Raw genomic sequence first — 15,902 nt, forward strand, 5'->3', positions numbered from 1 at the left:
CTCTTTCGGACGGGGCCGGATCAGCCCTTGGCGGAGCCCAGGGTCAGACCGCTGACGAACTGCTTCTGCAGCGCGAAGTACACGATCAGCGTCGGGATCGCGGTCAGCAGGGAACCGGCGGCGACCAGGTTCGGGTCGGTGAAGTACTGGCCGGAGAGGTTGTTCAGCGCCGAGGTGATCGGCATGTTCTCACCGGTCGAGATCAGCACCAGCGCCCAGAAGAAGTCGTTGTAGATCCAGATCGACAACAGGGTCGCCAGGGCCGCCATCGCCGGCCGGCACAGGGGCAGCGTGATCTGCCAGTACAGCCGCCACACCGACGCGCCGTCCACCAGGGCCGCCTCGGTCAGCTCGTGCGGCAGCGAACGCATGTAGTTCGACAGCACGAACGCGCAGAACCCGGACTGGAACGCCACGTGGATCAGGACCAGGCCGAGCGCCGAGTCGTACAGCTTGCCGCTCGCGGTGATGCCCGGCAGGTTCGTCAGCAGGTACATCCGGTACAGCGGGGTGATGATGACCTGCTGCGGCAGCAGGTTGCCGGCCGTGAAGACCAGCAGCAGGAACAGGTTGACCCGGAAGTCGAACCGGGCGACGTAGAACGCGACCATCGACGACAGGAACAGCGTGAGCAGCACGGCCGGGACCGCGATGACCAGCGTGTTCATGAAGTAGTGGGTCATGTCCGACTGCTCGAACGCGTTCTTGAAGTTGTCGAAGTTCAGCGTGTGCGGCCAGGACACGTAGCCGCGGTTGCTGGTCTCGCTGTACGGGCGCATGGCCGAGAAGACCGCCCACAGCAGGGGGGCGAGCCAGGCCAGCGCCGTACCGCCCAGGAACACGTGCAGCAGCACGCGGGCCGGGCGGATCGGATTGCGCTGCTTGGGCAGCGCGCTGCTCACGGTGCTCATGCGCGCCGCTCCTTCCGGAAGGTCGCGATCAGATAGGGAATGATCACGATCAGCGAGATGAACAGCAGCACCACCGCGATCGCCGAGCCGTAACCGATGCGGCTGGACTCGCCGATGATGTTGTTGGTCACCAGGATGGAGAGCAACTCGGTGCCCTGGGCGCCCTTGTTGAAGACGAAGACCAGGTCGAAGGCGCGCAGTGCCTCGATGATGGTCACGACCAGGACGATGGTGTTGGTCGGGCGCAGCGTCGGGAAGATGACGTTCTTGAACGTCTGCCACTCGTTGGCGCCGTCGAGGGCCGAGGCCTCCCGCAGCGACGGGTCGACGCTCTTCAGGCCGGCCAGGTAAAGGATCATCATGTAGCCGGTGTGCCGCCAGGACGCGGCGACCAGGACCGCCCACAGGTTGAGGTTCGGGTCACCGATCCAGTCGATGTAGTGGCCCGGCTTGTTGGCGCCGATGAGGCTGTTGATCAGGCCCGTGTCCGGGTTGTAGATCAGCTGCCAGACGAACCCGATGCAGGCCAGCGAGATGACGACGGGGAGGAAGAAGGCCGTCTGGTAGACCCGGCTGAACCGGATCTTCTTGTCCAGCTGCACGGCCAGGAAGAGCCCGAACGGGGTCGGGATCAGGATGAGCACCACGAACCAGATGACGTTGTGCTCGACGGCCGGCCAGAACTGCGGGTTGTCGCTGAAGAGTTGATGGAAGTTGTCGAGCCCGACCCACTTGATGGAGTCGAAGCCGATGCCGTCCCAGGAGGTGAAGGCCAGAAGGATCGAGGCCAGGGCGGTCACCCAGACCAGGAGTACATGGAGGACCGTCGGCACGCCCGCCATGAAGGCGAGCGTGATCCGGTCGCGGCGGGTCAGCAGGCGCCTGTGCCCCTGCTGGACCCGCTTGTTCTTGGACGCGCGCCCAGGAGGCGGCACGGCGGCCGCCTCCTGGGACTTCGTGGGGGTGTCAGTGGACATTCAGCAGGCTCACTCGGACGCGAAGATGGTCTTCTTCTGGCGATCGATGGACGAGAGCAGGCTGTCGATGCCCTTCGGGTTCTGCAGGAACTTCTGCAGTCCGGGCTGCATCACCGTCGAGGTGAAGTCCGGGCGGGAGTCGCGGTCCATGAACTGGGTCAGGGACTTGGCGCCGCTGATCATCGTGTACGCCTTCTTCTGCAGCGCGGTGTACGACGAGGTGTCGGCCTTGCTGGAGGCGGCCACCACACTGGAGTCGGCCTTGAGGTAGATCTGCTCCGCCTCGGGGGTGCCCAGGTACTCCATGAGCTTGACGACGCCGGCGTGGTTCTTCGGGGACTTGCTGACCATGAAGCCGTCGGTGGGGGCCTCGACGGTGTCCTGGCCGTACGCGGAGTTGAGCTCCGGGAAGGCGAAGAAGTCGAGGTCGTCCAGGTCGGCCTTGTTGGTGAACTGCTGGGCCACGAAGGAGCCGAGGACGTACATGCCGGCCTTCTTGGACACCAGGCTCTGGGCGGCGTCCTGCCAGGTGCGGCCCATGAAGCCGTCCTGGTGGTAGGGGAGGATCTCGGCCCAGTGGTCGAAGACGGCCTTGACCTTGGCGTCGGTCCAGGACTCCTTGCCGGCCATCAGCGACTTGTGGAAGTCGTAGCCGTTGAGGCGGAAGTTGATCTGGTCGAAGGTGCCCATCGCCGGCCAGGCGTCCTTGTCGCCGAACGCGATCGGGACCAGACCGTCCTTCTTCATCTGCTTGCACAGGGCGACGAACGCGTCCCAGGTGGTGGGGACCTCGTAGCCCTTGGCCTGGAAGACGCTCTTGCGGTAGAAGATCGCCCACGGGTACGTGTACAGCGGGACGAAGTAGTACTTGCCGTCCTCGCCCTTGCTGAGCGCCTTCATCGCGTCGGGGAAGTTGTCCCCGATCTTCGCCCAGACGTCGTCGATCGGCGAGGCCAGGTTCTTGGCCGCGAAGAACTGCATGCGGTAGCCGGCGAACCAGGTGAACACGTCGTCCGGCGTGCCCTGGAGGTAGGAGTTGATCTGCTCCTGGAAGGTGTTGTGGTCCTTCGTGTTGACGTCGACCTTGATGCCCGACTGCTTGGTGAAGGCCGCGTAGATCTCCGCGAAGGCCTTCTTCGGCACCGCGTCGGAGGAGTTGGAGCCGAGGCTGACGGTCTTCGGGTCGGACGAGGACCCGCTGCCACCACAGGCGGACAGCAGGGGTATGCCGGCGCCGGCGAGAAGGGCGGCCGAACCGGCACCGCGCAGGACGTTACGGCGGCTCGGACCCGGCACGTGAAGACCGGACGGGGAGATGCGCATGGCGGCTCCTGAGTAACAGGGTTCGGCAAGGGGAAGAGTTGATCTTCGAAAGGTCCCGAAACCGATCAGAAACCAACTCGGCCGAACATCGTGGGCGCAATAACAGCCGCTTGTCCGCTCATGCGTCAATAGCCTGCGTCTCTCTCGCCCGTCTCTTGCCCGAAACGTAATCGACATGGTCGCCTGCCGGTTTGTTGAACAAAGCGGTACGACGGAGCCCCCATGGGACAAACTTCATGGGGGCTCGTGTGCGGGCATGTTGGTTTCGGGGGGCGGGACCAGCGGTTAAGCCCACTGCAACCGGCCCGGCACGGGGCGTTCTACGGCCGTACGAGCAGCTGGAAGTCGAAGGCGTACCGGGACGCCCGGTAGACATGGCTGCCGTACTCCACCGGCCGCCCGGTGTCGTCGTAGGCCGTGCGCTGCATGGTGAGCAGGGCGGTGCCCTCCTTCTCGTCGAGGCGGGCGGCCTCCTCGGCGGTGGCGCTGCGGGCGCCCACGGTCTGCCGGGCGCTGTGCAGGGTGATGCCGGCCGTGCGCATCATCCGGTACAGGCCCGTCGACTCCAGCCGCTCCGTGTCGAGTTCGAGCAGGGCTGCGGGCAGGTAGTTGCACAGGAACGCCACCGGCTGGCCGTGCGTGGAGCGCAGCCGCTCCAGTACGACCACCTCCGCGCCCTCGGCGATCCCGAGCGCGGCGGCCACCTCGGCGGTCGCCGGGATCCGCTCGTTGCGCAGCACCCGGGTGGTCGGGCCCTGCCCGGCCGACTCCAGGTCGTCGTAGAGACTGCTCAGCTCCAGCGGCCGCTTGACCTGGCTGTGCACCACCTGGGTGCCGACGCCCCGGCGGCGCACCAACAGCCCCTTGTCGACGAGGGACTGGATGGCCTGGCGGACCGTGGGCCGGGACAGGCCGAGCCGCACCGACAGGTCGATCTCGTTGCCCAGGAGGTTGCCCGGGGCGAGCACTCCGTGCTCGATGGCCTCCTCCAGCTGCTGGGCGAGCTGGTAGTAGAGCGGTACCGGACTGCCGCGGTCCAGGGCGAAGTCCAGGGTGTCGAGCGCCGAGGCGGTCGCGGCGCGGGCGGAATCACCGGTTCGGGCCACCGGGACACCTCCTTCCAGAGCGCGGGTCGGGGTTCACAGCTGGCGGCGGCGGCCGGCGACCTGGCGGTCGTAGTCCGCGCGGGCGTGCACGGCGGCCTCCCGGGAGGCGGTCTCGGCGACCGGCACGTCCCACCAGGCCTCCGCGCCGGGAGCGGTCGGCGTCGGGTCCGTCTCGACGTACACACAGGTCGGCCGGTCGCTCGCGCGGGCCGCCGCGAGGGCCTCGCGCAGCTCCCGCACGGTCTTGGCGCGCAGCACCTCCATGCCGAGGCTGGCCGCGTTGGCGGCCAGGTCGACCGGCAGCGGCGCGCCGGAGAAGGTGCCGTCGGCGGCGCGGAAGCGGTAGGCGGTGCCGAACCGCTCGCCGCCGACCGACTCGGAGAGGCCGCCGATCGAGGCGTACCCGTGGTTCTGGATCAGGACCAGGTTGACGGGCAGGCCCTCCTGGACGGCGGTGACGATCTCGGTCGGCATCATCAGATAGGTGCCGTCACCGACCAGCGACCAGACGACGGTGTCCGGGGCCGCCTGCTGGACGCCGATGCCGGCCGGGATCTCGTAGCCCATGCAGGAGTAGCCGTACTCCAGGTGGTACTGGCGCGGCGAGCGGGCCCGCCACAGCTTGTGCAGGTCGCCCGGGAGCGAGCCGGCCGCGTTGATGACAACGTCGTCATCGCCGACGACCGCGTCCAGCGCGCCGAGCACCTGCGTCTGGGTCGGCACGGCGTCCTCGTCGTCCGCGCGGTAGGCGGCCTCGACGACGGCCTCCCAGCGCTCCTTGCCGGCCCGGTACTCGTCCTCGTAGGCCGCGTCGACGCGGTGCCCGGCCAGGGCCCCGGTGAGCGCCGTGAGGCCGGTGCGCGCGTCGCAGACCAGCGGGAGGGCGGACTGCTTGTGGGCGTCGAAGCCGGTGATGTTCAGGTTGAGGAAACGGACGCCGGGGTTCTGGAAGAGGGTGCCGGAGGCCGTGGTGAAGTCCGTGTACCGGGTACCGGCGCCGATGACCAGGTCGGCGGTGCGGGCCAGGTCGTCGGCGACGGCGGTCCCGGTGTGTCCGATCCCGCCAAGGTCGGCCGGGTGGTCGTGGCGCAGCGAGCCCTTGCCTGCCTGCGTCGAGGCCACGGGGATGCCGGTGGCCTCCACGAGCGCCTTCAGGGCGTCCTCCGCGCGGCTGTGGTGGACTCCGCCGCCCGCCACGAGCAACGGCCGCCGGGCGGCCCGTACGGCGGCCACCGCGTCCGCCAGCTCGACCGCGTCGGGGGCGGGCCGCCGGACCCGCCAGACGCGCTCGGCGAAGAACTCCTCGGGCCAGTCGTACGCCTCCGCCTGGACGTCCTGGGGGAGGGCGAGGGTGACCGCGCCGGTCTCGGCCGGGTCGGCGAGGACCCGCATGGCGTTGAGCGCGGACGGGATCAGCGCCTCGGGGCGGGTGATCCGGTCGAAGTAGCGGGAGACCGGGCGCAGGGTGTCGTTCACCGAGACGTCGAACTCGGTCGGGTGCTCCAGCTGCTGCAGCAGCGGGTCGGGGGCGTGGCTCGCGAAGTAGTCGCCGGGCAGCAGCAGCACCGGCAGCCGGTTGATGGTCGCGAGGGCCGCGCCGGTCACCAGGTTGGTGGCGCCCGGGCCGATGGAGGTGGTCACCGCCTGCGCGGAGAGCCGGTCCAGCTGGCGGGCGTGGCCGACCGCCGCGTGCACCATCGCCTGCTCGTTGCGGCCCTGGTGGTACGGCATCACGTCGCCGTACTCCAGGAGCGCCTGGCCGATTCCGGCCACATTGCCGTGGCCGAAGATTCCCCAGGTGCCGGCGATGAGCCGGTGCCGGACACCGTCGCGCTCGGTGTACTGGGCGGACAGGAACCGCACCAGCGCCTGGGCGACGGTCAGGCGGGTGGTCGGCTGGCTCATGGGGGACCTCATTCGGACGGGGTGGCGTACCTGGGCAGGGGTACGCCCGGCAGGAGCGGGTAGATCGCCTTCGGAACGGCCCCCTCAGGTGTAGATCGGGGCAGGTCGCGCTGTCAATGGTTTGTACTTACATTCGGACCTGAGTGTGAAATGATGTCTTAACAAAGTATTGACAGCGGGCCTCACAGGGACTTGTATCCCGTCCCAACGCACAGCCCTTCCCCGTCGCACAGTGAGGTGCAGGAGAGATGGACCGCTCATCCCATTCCCGTTCGCGCAGACTGGCCCCCATCGTGGCCGTGGCCGCGGCGGCAGCCCTGACCCTCGCCGGCTGCTCCAGCAGCTCCGGAGGAAAGAAGTCCGAGGAGGGCGGCGCCTCCGCCAACGCGGGCAAGGCCTCCACCCCCCGCATGACCGTCGCGCTGGTCACGCACCAGTCGCCGGGTGACACCTTCTGGGACATCGTCCGCAAGGGTGCCGAGGCGGCGGCCGCCAAAGACAACATCAAGCTGATCTACTCGGCCGACCCGAACGCCGGCAACCAGGCCAACCTGGTGCAGAACGCGATCGACCAGAAGGTCGACGGGATCGCGGTCACCCTCGCCAAGCCCGACGCCATGAAGGACGTCATCGCCAAGGCGACCTCGGCGAGCATCCCCGTCGTCGGTCTCAACTCCGGTGTGAGCGACTGGAAGAAGCTCGGGCTCATGGAGTTCTTCGGCCAGGACGAGACGGTGGCCGGCGAGGCGCTCGGCAACCGGCTGAACACGGAGGGCGCGAAGAAGGCCGTCTGTGTCATCCAGGAACAGGGCAACGTCGGCCTCACCCAGCGCTGCGACGGCGTGAAGAAGACGTTCTCCGGCACCACGGAGACCCTGTACGTCGACGGCACCTCCCCGACCTCGGTCAAGTCCACGATCACCGCCAAGCTGAAGCAGGACACCGCCATCGACCACGTGGTCACGCTCGGCGCCCCCATCGCGCTGATCGCCGTGCAGTCGGTGTCCGACGCGGGCAGCAAGGCGAAGATCGCAACCTTCGACCTCAACAAGGACCTGACCGGCGCCATCAGCAAGGGCACCATCGAGTTCGCCGTCGACCAGCAGCCGTACCTCCAGGGCTACCTGGCGGTCGACTCGCTGTGGCTCTACAAGAACAACGGCAACTACATGGGCGGCGGTGAGCAGCCGGTGCTGACCGGTCCGGCGTTCGTCGACAAGGCCAACGTCGACAAGGTCGCCGAGTTCGCCGCGAAGGGCACTCGGTGATCGGTATGAGTCAGCAGGCACGGCCGGCGGTGGCCACACCGCCGGCCCCCGGCCCCAAGGAGAAGGACGGCCGGACCGCGCAACGGCCCCTGGCGCTGCGGCTCCTGGCCCGCCCGGAGGTCGGCGTCTTCCTCGGCGCCGTGGCGGTCTACGTCTTCTTCCTGGTCACCGCACCGCCGGTGCGCGAGGCCAGCTCGATGGCGAACATCCTGTACCAGTCGTCCACCATCGGCATCATGGCCATCCCGGTCGCGCTGCTGATGATCGGCGGCGAGTTCGACCTCTCGGCCGGTGTCGCCGTGGTCACCTCGGCGCTCACCGCGAGCATGCTGGCCTACCAGCTGTCCATGAACGTCTGGGTGGGCGTGATCGCCGCGCTCGTCGTCTCGCTCGCCATCGGCTTCCTCAACGGCTGGCTGGTGGTCCGCACCGGACTGCCCAGCTTCCTGATCACCCTGGGCAGCTTCCTGATCCTGCAGGGTGTGAACCTCGCCGTCACCAAGCTGGTCACCGGCAACGTCGCCACCGACGACATCAGCAACATGGACGGCTTCGGCCAGGTCAAGGCGGTCTTCGCGTCGTCCTTCGACATCGGCGGCGTCCAGGTGAAGATCACCATCATCTGGTGGCTGGTCTTCGCGGCCATCGCCACCTGGGTGCTGCTGCGCACCAAGTACGGCAACTGGATCTTCGCCGTCGGCGGCAACAAGGAGAGCGCCCGCGCGGTCGGCGTCCCGGTGAACTTCACCAAGATCTCGCTGTTCATGCTGGTCGGCTTCGGCGCCTGGTTCGTCGGCATGCACCAGCTGTTCTCCTTCAACACCGTGCAGTCCGGCGAGGGCGTCGGCCAGGAGCTGATCTACATCTCCGCGGCCGTCATCGGCGGCTGCCTCCTGACCGGTGGCGCCGGCTCGGCGATCGGCCCGGTCTTCGGCGCCTTCATGTTCGGCATGGTGCAGCAGGGCATCGTCTACGCGGGCTGGAACCCCGACTGGTTCAAGGCCTTCCTCGGCGTCATGCTGCTCGGCGCCGTCATGATCAATCTGTGGGTCCAGCGCACTGCGACCAGGAGGTGACCCGATGACGGACAACACGAACGGAACACACGGTGCCACCCTCCAGGACACGGCGCCCGCCAAGGACGGCCCGATCGTCGAACTGCGCGGCACGGGCAAGTCGTACGGCAACATCCGCGCCCTGCACGGCGTCGACCTCAAGGTCTTCCCGAACCAGGTGACCTGCGTGCTCGGCGACAACGGCGCCGGCAAGTCCACCCTGATCAAGATCATCTCGGGGCTGCACCAGCACACCGAGGGCGACTTCCTCGTCGACGGCGAGCCGGTCCGCTTCTCCACCCCGCGCGAGGCCCTCGACAAGGGCATCGCCACCGTCTACCAGGACCTCGCCACCGTGCCCCTGATGCCGGTGTGGCGGAACTTCTTCCTCGGCTCCGAGATGACCAAGGGGCCCTGGCCGGTCCGCCGTCTCGACATCGCGAAGATGAAGGAGACCGCCGACCGCGAGCTGCGCAACATGGGCATCGTCCTGGACGACCTGGAGCAGCCCATCGGCACCCTCTCCGGAGGCCAGCGCCAGTGCGTGGCCATCGCCCGCGCCGTCTACTTCGGCGCCCGCGTCCTCATCCTCGACGAGCCCACCGCCGCCCTCGGCGTCAAGCAGTCCGGTGTGGTCCTGAAGTACATCGCCGCCGCCCGCGAACGCGGCCTCGGCGTCATCTTCATCACCCACAACCCGCACCACGCCTACATGGTCGGCGACCACTTCAGCGTCCTGCGCCTCGGCACCCTCGAACTGAGCGCCGAACGCAGCGAGATCACCCTGGAGGAGCTCACCAACCACATGGCGGGCGGTGCCGAGCTCGCGGCCCTCAAGCACGAGCTGTCCCAGGTCCGCGGCGTCGACACCGAGGAGCTCCCCGAAGAGGAGGACCTCACCGCACCCGTGGCGACCGGTCCGGAAGGAAAGTCCTGACATGGCCACCCCGCTCGACCGCATCCGGGTCGGCTCCGCCCCCGACTCCTGGGGCGTCTGGTTCCCGGACGACCCCCAGCAGGTCCCCTGGGAACGCTTCCTCGACGAGGTCGCCGAGGCCGGCTACTCCTGGATCGAACTCGGCCCCTACGGCTACCTCCCCACCGACCCCGCCCGCCTGACCGACGAGATCGCCAAGCGCGACCTCAAGGTCTCCGCCGGCACCGTCTTCACCGGCATGCACCGGGGTCCCGCCGTCTGGGAGTCCACCTGGGAGCACGTCAGCCAGGTCGCCGCGCTCACCCAGGCGATGGGCGCCGAGCACCTGGTGGTCATCCCCTCCTTCTGGCGGGACGACAAGACCGCCGAGATCCTGGAGCCGCAGGAGCTGACCGGCGAGCAGTGGGCCCACCTCACCAAGGGCATGGAACGGCTCGGCCACGAGGTGAAGGAGACGTACGGCCTGGACATCGTCGTCCACCCGCACGCCGACACCCACATCGACACCGAGGCACACGTCGAGCGCTTCCTCGACTCGACCGACGCCGACCTGGTCAACCTCTGCCTGGACACCGGTCACTACGCCTACTGCGGCGGCGACAGCGTCAAGCTGATCGAGACCTACGGCGAGCGGATCGGCTACCTCCACCTCAAGCAGGTGGACCCGGCGATCCTGGCCGACGTCCAGGCCAAGGGGACCCCGTTCGGGCCCGCCGTGGCCCAGGGCGTGATGTGCGAACCGCCGGCCGGTGTACCGGAGCTGGGGCCGGTGCTGACGGCGGCGCAGCGGCTGGGCGTGGACCTGTTCGCCATCGTCGAGCAGGACATGTACCCCTGCGAGCCGGACCGGCCGCTGCCCATCGCGGTGCGCACCCGCAAGTTCCTGCGGTCCTGCGGCGCCTGAAGGCCGCATCCCCGGGCCGGACGGAGCGATCCGCACGGCCCCGCGCGCCCCGGCGGGTTCGGGAACACCCGCCGGGGCGCGCGCGTTCGCAAGATGACGGGTTACGTCCGTGACCACGGGGAGGCCAGCATGACCCACGAGGAGACCTCGACCGACGCGGTGCTCCGCAAGGAGCGCTTCGGCGCGCTGCCGGAGCGGATCCGCCCCGAGGAGATGATCGAGACCAGGCCGGCCGTCCAGCACGACCCGGACCGGGACACCTACGACCCGGACGAGTTCGCGGTCCGCTACGGCCTCTGAGGGGCTCGGGGCCGGAACCGGGGCTCGCGGTCGGCGGCGGTTCGCCGGGTGTCGGGATCCGGACGGGTTCATGATCGGCGGCGGTCTGCGACCGGCCGGGCCTCGGAGCGCGTGGGTCCGGATCGGGTCGTGGTCGGCGACGGCCTGTGTCTGCCGGGGCGCGGTCGGCAGCGGGTTCCCGGGTGTCGGGGTCCGGGTTCGCGGTTCGTGGCGGCTCCGGACCGGTTTCCTGTTCGCCGTGCCCGCTAGGCCGCCGGGAGTTCGACCGTGCCGTGGGCGAGGAGGCTCTCGGCGCAGGCCAGGACGGTCTCCCGGGCCGGGCGGGGCTGCCAGTCGAGGAGGCGGGCGGCCTTCTCGGTGCTGTGGCGGTTGCGGCGGCCCAGGGCCGGGGTGATCTCCCGCAGCGCGGGGTCCCGGAAGCGGGCCGCGAGCCGTACCGCGAAGTCGGGCAGCCGGCGGGTGGACACCTGCCGGCCGCGCTCGCCGAGCCCCTCCCGCAGCACCCGCGCCATGTCGGCCATCCACACGAACTCACCGGTGGCGAGGAAGCGTTCGCCCGCGGCGGCCGGTGCGGTCATCGCCCTGAGGTGGATGTCGGCCAGGTCCCGGACGTCCACCACCTCCAGCCCGATCCGCGGCACCCCGGGCATCGCCCCGGAGAGCATCCGGGCGACGATCCCGACGGAACCGGCGGTCTCCGCCGCCAGCACCGGCCCGAACACGGCCCCCGGCAGCACGGTGGCCAGCTCGGTCGGCCCGTCGTACCCGCGCATGAACTCCCAGGCCGCCAGTTCGGCCAGGGTCTTGGACCGCCGGTAGGGGATCAGCGTCGGATCCTCCGGATCGGTCCACAGCGTCTCGTCGGTGACGCCCTCCGAGGCGTACGACGACGGGCTCGCGGCGTTCGCGGCCGACGTCATCACCACCCGCCGCACCCCCGCCGCGGTGGCCGCGCGCAGCACACGCAGGGTGCCGTCCCGGGCCGGGGTGACCAGGTCGGACGAGCCCGCGGTCACGCCGAGCGGCGAGGCCACGTGGAGCACCCGGTCGACGCCCTTCACGGCCTCGTCCCAGCCGTCGTCGGCGGTGAGGTCGGCGACGGCGAAACCCAGCCGCCCGGCCGGGTCGACGACGGTCGAGACGGCGTCGACGACCGCCCGCTCACGGCCCGGGGCCCGCACGGTCGTCCGGACGTCGTAACCGCGGTTCAGCAGTTCGGCGACGCACCAGCCGGCGATGTACCCGGTGCCACCGGTCACCAGAACGAGTTCGGGCATGACGGACCTCCGCGGATGCTCAGGGATGTGCCAGAATCGGCAATGAAACGGAGACCCCTCCGCTACGTCCTCCAACGTACCGGAGGGGTCTCCGCATAGCAATCCACTTCGGACGGACACCTGACACCGTGAACCCGCAGCCCTCGAAGCCGGTCCGGAAGGACGCCCGCGACAACCGGGACCGGATCCTCTCCGTCGCCCGCGCGGAACTCGCCGTCTCCGCCACGGCCTCGCTCTCCGCCATCGCCCGCAAGGCCGGCGTCGGCATCGGCACGCTCTACCGCCACTTCCCGACCCGGGAGGCGCTGATCATGGAGCTGTACCGGCACGACCTCCAGCACCTCGTCGACCTGGCACCGGAGCTGCTGGCGGCCCATCCGCCGCTGGAGGCCCTGCGCCGCTGGTTCGACGAGGTCGCCCGCTACGGCCGGCTCAAGTTCGGCGTCTCCGAGATCATCCACGCGGCGACCGGCGGCGGCGCCGACGACCCGATGTACGGGCCGTTCGTGCACGCCATCTCCGTGCTGCTCGACGCGGGCGCGGCGGACGGCACCGTCAAGCCCGGCATCGATCCGGAGGACGTCCTCCTCCAGCTCAGCGTGTTGTGGCGGATCGACCCGGCGCGCGGCGACGCCGGGGCGCGGGCGGCGCGGATCCTCGGGCTGATCGTGGACGGACTGCGGGCCGTGTGACAGAAAAGGGCGACGGGGCGGGCCGCCGGAACCGCGTGCTCGGTCCCGGCGGCCCGCCCCGCCGCCGTGCGCGGGGTCAGGCTCCCCGCACCTCCGCGATCGTCACCGGACGGTGCTCGCGCAGAGACAGGGTGCAGGCCTCGGCGATCCAGCCCGCTTCCAGGGCGTCCTCGACCGTGCAGGGGGAGGGCCGAGTACCGGCGACGACCTCGGTGAACGCGGTCAGCTCGGCGCGGTAGGCGGCCGTGAAGCGGTCCATGAAGAAGTCGTGCGGGGTGCCCGCGGGGAAGGTCACGCCCGGCTCGACCGAGCGCAGCGGGAGCTTGTCCTCCAGGCCGACGGCGATCGAGTCCTGGAAACCGTGGATCTCCATCCGGACGTCGTAACCCCGGGCATTGTGCCGGGAGTTGGAGACCACCGCGATGGTGCCGTCGTCCAGGGTGAGGATCGCGCCGGTGGTGTCGGCGTCGCCCGCCTCCTTGATGTAGTCGGCGCCCCGGTTGCCGCCGACCGCGTACACCTCGGTGACCTCACGGCCGGTCACCCAGCGGATGATGTCGAAGTCGTGCACGGAACAGTCCCGGAAGATGCCACCGGAGACGGCCACGTACGCGGCCGGCGGCGGGGCCGGGTCCAGGGTCGTGGAGCGCACGGTGTGCAGCTTGCCGAGCTCACCGCTCCGCACGGCGGCCCGGGCGGCGACGAAGCCCGCGTCGAAGCGGCGGTTGTAGCCGATCTGGATCTGCACGCCCCGGCCCTGGACGGCCTTCAGCACCTCGACACCGTCACTCATGTGCTTGGCGACGGGCTTCTCGCAGAACACCGGGATGCCCGCCTCGACACCGGCCAGGATCAGCGCGGGATGGGCGTCGGTCGCGGCGGCCACCACGATGCCGTCCACCCCGGCCGCCAGCAGCGCCTCCGGCGAGTCCACGACCTCGGCCCCGAACTTCTCGGCGGCGGCCTTGGCCGCGTCCGCGAACGGATCGGTGAAGACGAGCGACTCGACGGATTCGAGCCCGGAGAGGGTCTCGGCATGGAAGGCACCGATGCGCCCGAGACCAAGAATTCCAATACGCATGGGGGTGTGACTCCTTGAGATTGACGTGCCCCGAAGGGGCGCGGGGCTCTGTCCATATGCGGCTACCGCCGCGTGGGCGCGACCAGCCACGAAGCAGCCGCGGACGACTGACAGCAAACCGCGGCAAATCCTTAGTCGAGACCCCCCAACACGTTCTGATCCCAGTCGATCACCGACCCGGTCACCACCCCCGACCGCTCCGACAGCAGAAAGACCACGAAGTCCGCGATCTCGTCCGGCTGCCCCAGCTTCCCCATCGGCAGCCTGGCGGCCGCCTGCTCCCGCCAGCCGTCCTCGGCCCCGTGGAACGCCCGCTGTGTCGCGTCCTCCCCCTCCGTCGCCGTCCAGCCGATGTTCAGGCCGTTGATCCGCACCCGGTCCCACCGGTGGGCGTGCGCGGCGTTGCGGGTCAGGCCGATCAGCCCGGCCTTCGCGGCGACGTACGGCGCGAGGAACGGCTGCCCGCCGTGCGCCGACGAGGTGATGATGTTGACGATCGTGCCGGGCTCCTTGCGCGCGACCATGTCGGCGACCGCCGCCTGCATCGCGAAGAACGGCCCCTTGAGGTTGATCGCGATGTGCTCGTCGAACAGCTCGGGCGTGGTGTCCAGCAGGGTGCCCCGGGAGGTGAGCCCCGCCGAGTTGACCAGGCAGTCGATCCGGCCGTACGCCTCGACCACCTCGGCCACCGAGGACCTGGCCCGGTCGGCGTCGGAGAGGTCGGCCCGGACGTACAGCGCGGTGCCGCCGGCCGCGGTCAGCTCCGCCACCAGCGCCTCGCCCGGCTCCGGGCGGCGGCCGGTCACGGCCACGGTCGCGCCCTCGCGGACCGCGGCCCGCGCGATGGCCGCGCCGACACCCTGGCTCCCGCCGTTGACGAGGACGATCTTGTTGTCGAGAAGTCCCATGGAAGTTCCGGCCCTTCAGCTCTCGCGTCGGGCGGCGGCCGCCCGCAGCTCGTCCCGCAGTGTCCGCGTCTGCCAGCCCTCGCGCAGGGCCCGCCGCACCAGGTCCGCCTGGGAGGGCGGCGCCATGCCGTCGACCGGCGGGTCGCTGTCCAGGTTGGTCGGGAACGGATAGCCCTCGGCGCTCGCGGCGATGACGTGCTCCAGCCATGCCTCGGCCGCGCCCTCCGACCGGCGCCGGCGCAGCACCGGGTAGACCGCGTTGGCCACGGCCTCCCGGTCCACGCTCTCCATCGCCCGCCCGAAGGCCGAGGACACCTGGAGCAGGTTGGCCATCCGGCGCACGTCGACGGTCCGGTTGGTGCCGGCTCCGTGGAACACCGCCGGGTTGAAGAAGGCCGCGTCCCCCTTGGCGAGGGGCAGCTGGACGTGCCGGGCCTTGAAGTAGTCCCGGAACTCCGGCCGCCGCCAGGCGAGATAGCCCGGCTCGTAGGTCTGCGAGTACGGCAGGTACATCGTCGGGCCCGACTCCACCGGCATGTCGCTGTGCGCGACCGCGCCCTGCAGGGTCAGCACGGGGGAGAGGCGGTGCACATGCGCCGGGTAGGCCGCCGCGGTCTCGTCGGAGAGGAAACCGAGGTGGTAGTCGCGGTGCGGGAGCTGGGCCGTGCCGCCCGGGTTGACGACGTTGACCTGCGAGGTGATCTGGTAGCCGGGGCCCAGCCAGGCGTGGGAGACCAGGGCCACGATGTCGTTGGCGTAGTAGTCGGCGAACGCCTCCGGGTCGTAGAGCGCGGCCTTCTCCAGGGCGTTCCAGACCCGTTCGTTGGCGCCCGGCTTCGCGAAGTGGTCGCCGGCTCCCGCGCCGGACTCGTTCTGCTCCTTGATCAGCGCCTCGAACACCGCGGTGGCCCGGTCGACGACCTTCGGGTCCGGGAACGCGCCCTTGAAGACGACGACACCGGGGCCGTCGGTGAGGGCACGGACGAGTTCGGTGCGCACCGTGTGGGGCGCCTCGGCGGTGCGCAGCCGCTCGCTGTCGTAGACGAGGACGTTGTCCTCGACGGACGTGGCGTGCGGGTAGGCGGCCGGGTCGGTGGTCCGCTCGACCAGTGCGCGGAAGGTGTCGAGGTCGCAGTCCTGCTGCGAGAGCCACGCACGGCCCTGTTCGGCGGCGAGGGACATCGGTGTCCTTCTTTCGGTCACGGTCACGGCCACGGTCAAGGCCAGGGGGCACGGCCACGTGAGCGGCCGGGCTCTG

At 69.9% G+C, this 15,902-nt stretch carries 15 protein-coding genes; 6 read left to right on the top strand and 9 right to left on the bottom strand.

All coding sequences use genetic code 11. The features are described 5' to 3' along the window. Positions 1-20: 20 nt before the first annotated feature. The 5 genes from ACIPSJ_RS32830 to iolD all read right to left on the bottom strand — a co-directional run bounded on the left by ACIPSJ_RS32830 (position 21) and on the right by iolD (position 6,222). Positions 21-911, bottom strand: coding sequence for a carbohydrate ABC transporter permease (locus ACIPSJ_RS32830; RefSeq protein WP_359218952.1), 891 nt, complete (start codon positions 909-911; stop codon positions 21-23). Next, complete coding sequence (locus tag ACIPSJ_RS32835) at positions 908-1,888, bottom strand: sugar ABC transporter permease (protein WP_359218950.1); 981 nt, start codon at positions 1,886-1,888, stop codon at positions 908-910. The genes ACIPSJ_RS32830 and ACIPSJ_RS32835 overlap by 4 nt, the downstream gene beginning before the upstream one ends. Before the next feature lie 9 nt (positions 1,889-1,897). Next, the gene (locus ACIPSJ_RS32840) at positions 1,898-3,211 is read right to left on the bottom strand and encodes a carbohydrate ABC transporter substrate-binding protein (protein WP_359218948.1); all 1,314 of its coding nucleotides are present in this window, start codon (positions 3,209-3,211) and stop codon (positions 1,898-1,900) included. 320 nt (positions 3,212-3,531) lie between these two features. Continuing rightward, positions 3,532-4,317 carry a GntR family transcriptional regulator gene (locus ACIPSJ_RS32845; RefSeq protein WP_355727329.1) on the bottom strand — a complete coding sequence of 262 codons (786 nt, stop codon included), beginning with the start codon at positions 4,315-4,317 and terminating at the stop codon, positions 3,532-3,534. 33 nt (positions 4,318-4,350) lie between these two features. Next, on the bottom strand, positions 4,351-6,222 hold the full coding sequence (iolD, locus tag ACIPSJ_RS32850) for a 3D-(3,5/4)-trihydroxycyclohexane-1,2-dione acylhydrolase (decyclizing) (RefSeq protein ID WP_401351320.1): 1,872 nt from the start codon (positions 6,220-6,222) through the stop codon (positions 4,351-4,353). Between the two features lie 248 nt (positions 6,223-6,470). Between iolD and ACIPSJ_RS32855 the strand changes: the two genes are divergently transcribed. The 5 genes from ACIPSJ_RS32855 (at position 6,471) to ACIPSJ_RS32875 (ending at position 10,686) form a co-directional block, all read left to right on the top strand. Continuing rightward, positions 6,471-7,490, top strand: a complete 1,020-nt coding sequence (locus tag ACIPSJ_RS32855; protein ID WP_359218943.1) for a sugar ABC transporter substrate-binding protein — start codon at positions 6,471-6,473, stop codon at positions 7,488-7,490. Between the two features lie 5 nt (positions 7,491-7,495). Further along, positions 7,496-8,566, top strand: a complete 1,071-nt coding sequence (locus tag ACIPSJ_RS32860) for an ABC transporter permease (protein WP_401351322.1) — start codon at positions 7,496-7,498, stop codon at positions 8,564-8,566. A 4-nt stretch (positions 8,567-8,570) separates the two neighbouring features. Beyond that, entirely contained in the window at positions 8,571-9,482 is a 912-nt protein-coding gene (locus ACIPSJ_RS32865; RefSeq protein ID WP_393534134.1) for an ATP-binding cassette domain-containing protein, read from the top strand. A gap of 1 nt (position 9,483) precedes the next feature. Continuing rightward, complete coding sequence (locus ACIPSJ_RS32870; protein ID WP_359218939.1) at positions 9,484-10,386, top strand: sugar phosphate isomerase/epimerase; 903 nt, start codon at positions 9,484-9,486, stop codon at positions 10,384-10,386. Between the two features lie 129 nt (positions 10,387-10,515). Beyond that, positions 10,516-10,686 carry a hypothetical protein gene (locus ACIPSJ_RS32875; protein WP_355727338.1) on the top strand — a complete coding sequence of 57 codons (171 nt, stop codon included), beginning with the start codon at positions 10,516-10,518 and terminating at the stop codon, positions 10,684-10,686. Positions 10,687-10,931: 245 nt separating this feature from the next. Here ACIPSJ_RS32875 and ACIPSJ_RS32880 read toward each other — a convergent pair whose 3' ends face one another. Next, the gene (locus ACIPSJ_RS32880; protein ID WP_401351324.1) at positions 10,932-11,963 is read right to left on the bottom strand and encodes an NAD-dependent epimerase/dehydratase family protein; all 1,032 of its coding nucleotides are present in this window, start codon (positions 11,961-11,963) and stop codon (positions 10,932-10,934) included. A gap of 128 nt (positions 11,964-12,091) precedes the next feature. Here ACIPSJ_RS32880 and ACIPSJ_RS32885 point away from each other — a divergent pair, with 128 nt between their 5' ends. Next, positions 12,092-12,655: a TetR/AcrR family transcriptional regulator gene (locus ACIPSJ_RS32885; protein ID WP_359218935.1), complete on the top strand. Its 564-nt coding sequence runs from the start codon at positions 12,092-12,094 to the stop codon at positions 12,653-12,655. A gap of 76 nt (positions 12,656-12,731) precedes the next feature. Here ACIPSJ_RS32885 and ACIPSJ_RS32890 read toward each other — a convergent pair whose 3' ends face one another. From ACIPSJ_RS32890 to ACIPSJ_RS32900, 3 genes are all read right to left on the bottom strand, one after another. Then, complete coding sequence (locus tag ACIPSJ_RS32890) at positions 12,732-13,736, bottom strand: Gfo/Idh/MocA family oxidoreductase (protein ID WP_401351326.1); 1,005 nt, start codon at positions 13,734-13,736, stop codon at positions 12,732-12,734. A 131-nt stretch (positions 13,737-13,867) separates the two neighbouring features. Next, on the bottom strand, positions 13,868-14,644 hold the full coding sequence (locus tag ACIPSJ_RS32895) for an SDR family oxidoreductase (RefSeq protein ID WP_401351328.1): 777 nt from the start codon (positions 14,642-14,644) through the stop codon (positions 13,868-13,870). Between the two features lie 15 nt (positions 14,645-14,659). Beyond that, on the bottom strand, positions 14,660-15,826 hold the full coding sequence (locus ACIPSJ_RS32900; RefSeq protein WP_359218929.1) for a phytanoyl-CoA dioxygenase family protein: 1,167 nt from the start codon (positions 15,824-15,826) through the stop codon (positions 14,660-14,662). Positions 15,827-15,902: the final 76 nt, after the last annotated feature.

Origin of the sequence: Streptomyces sp. NPDC090088 (assembly GCF_044747345.1) — a bacterium.
Classification (GTDB): domain Bacteria; phylum Actinomycetota; class Actinomycetes; order Streptomycetales; family Streptomycetaceae; genus Streptomyces.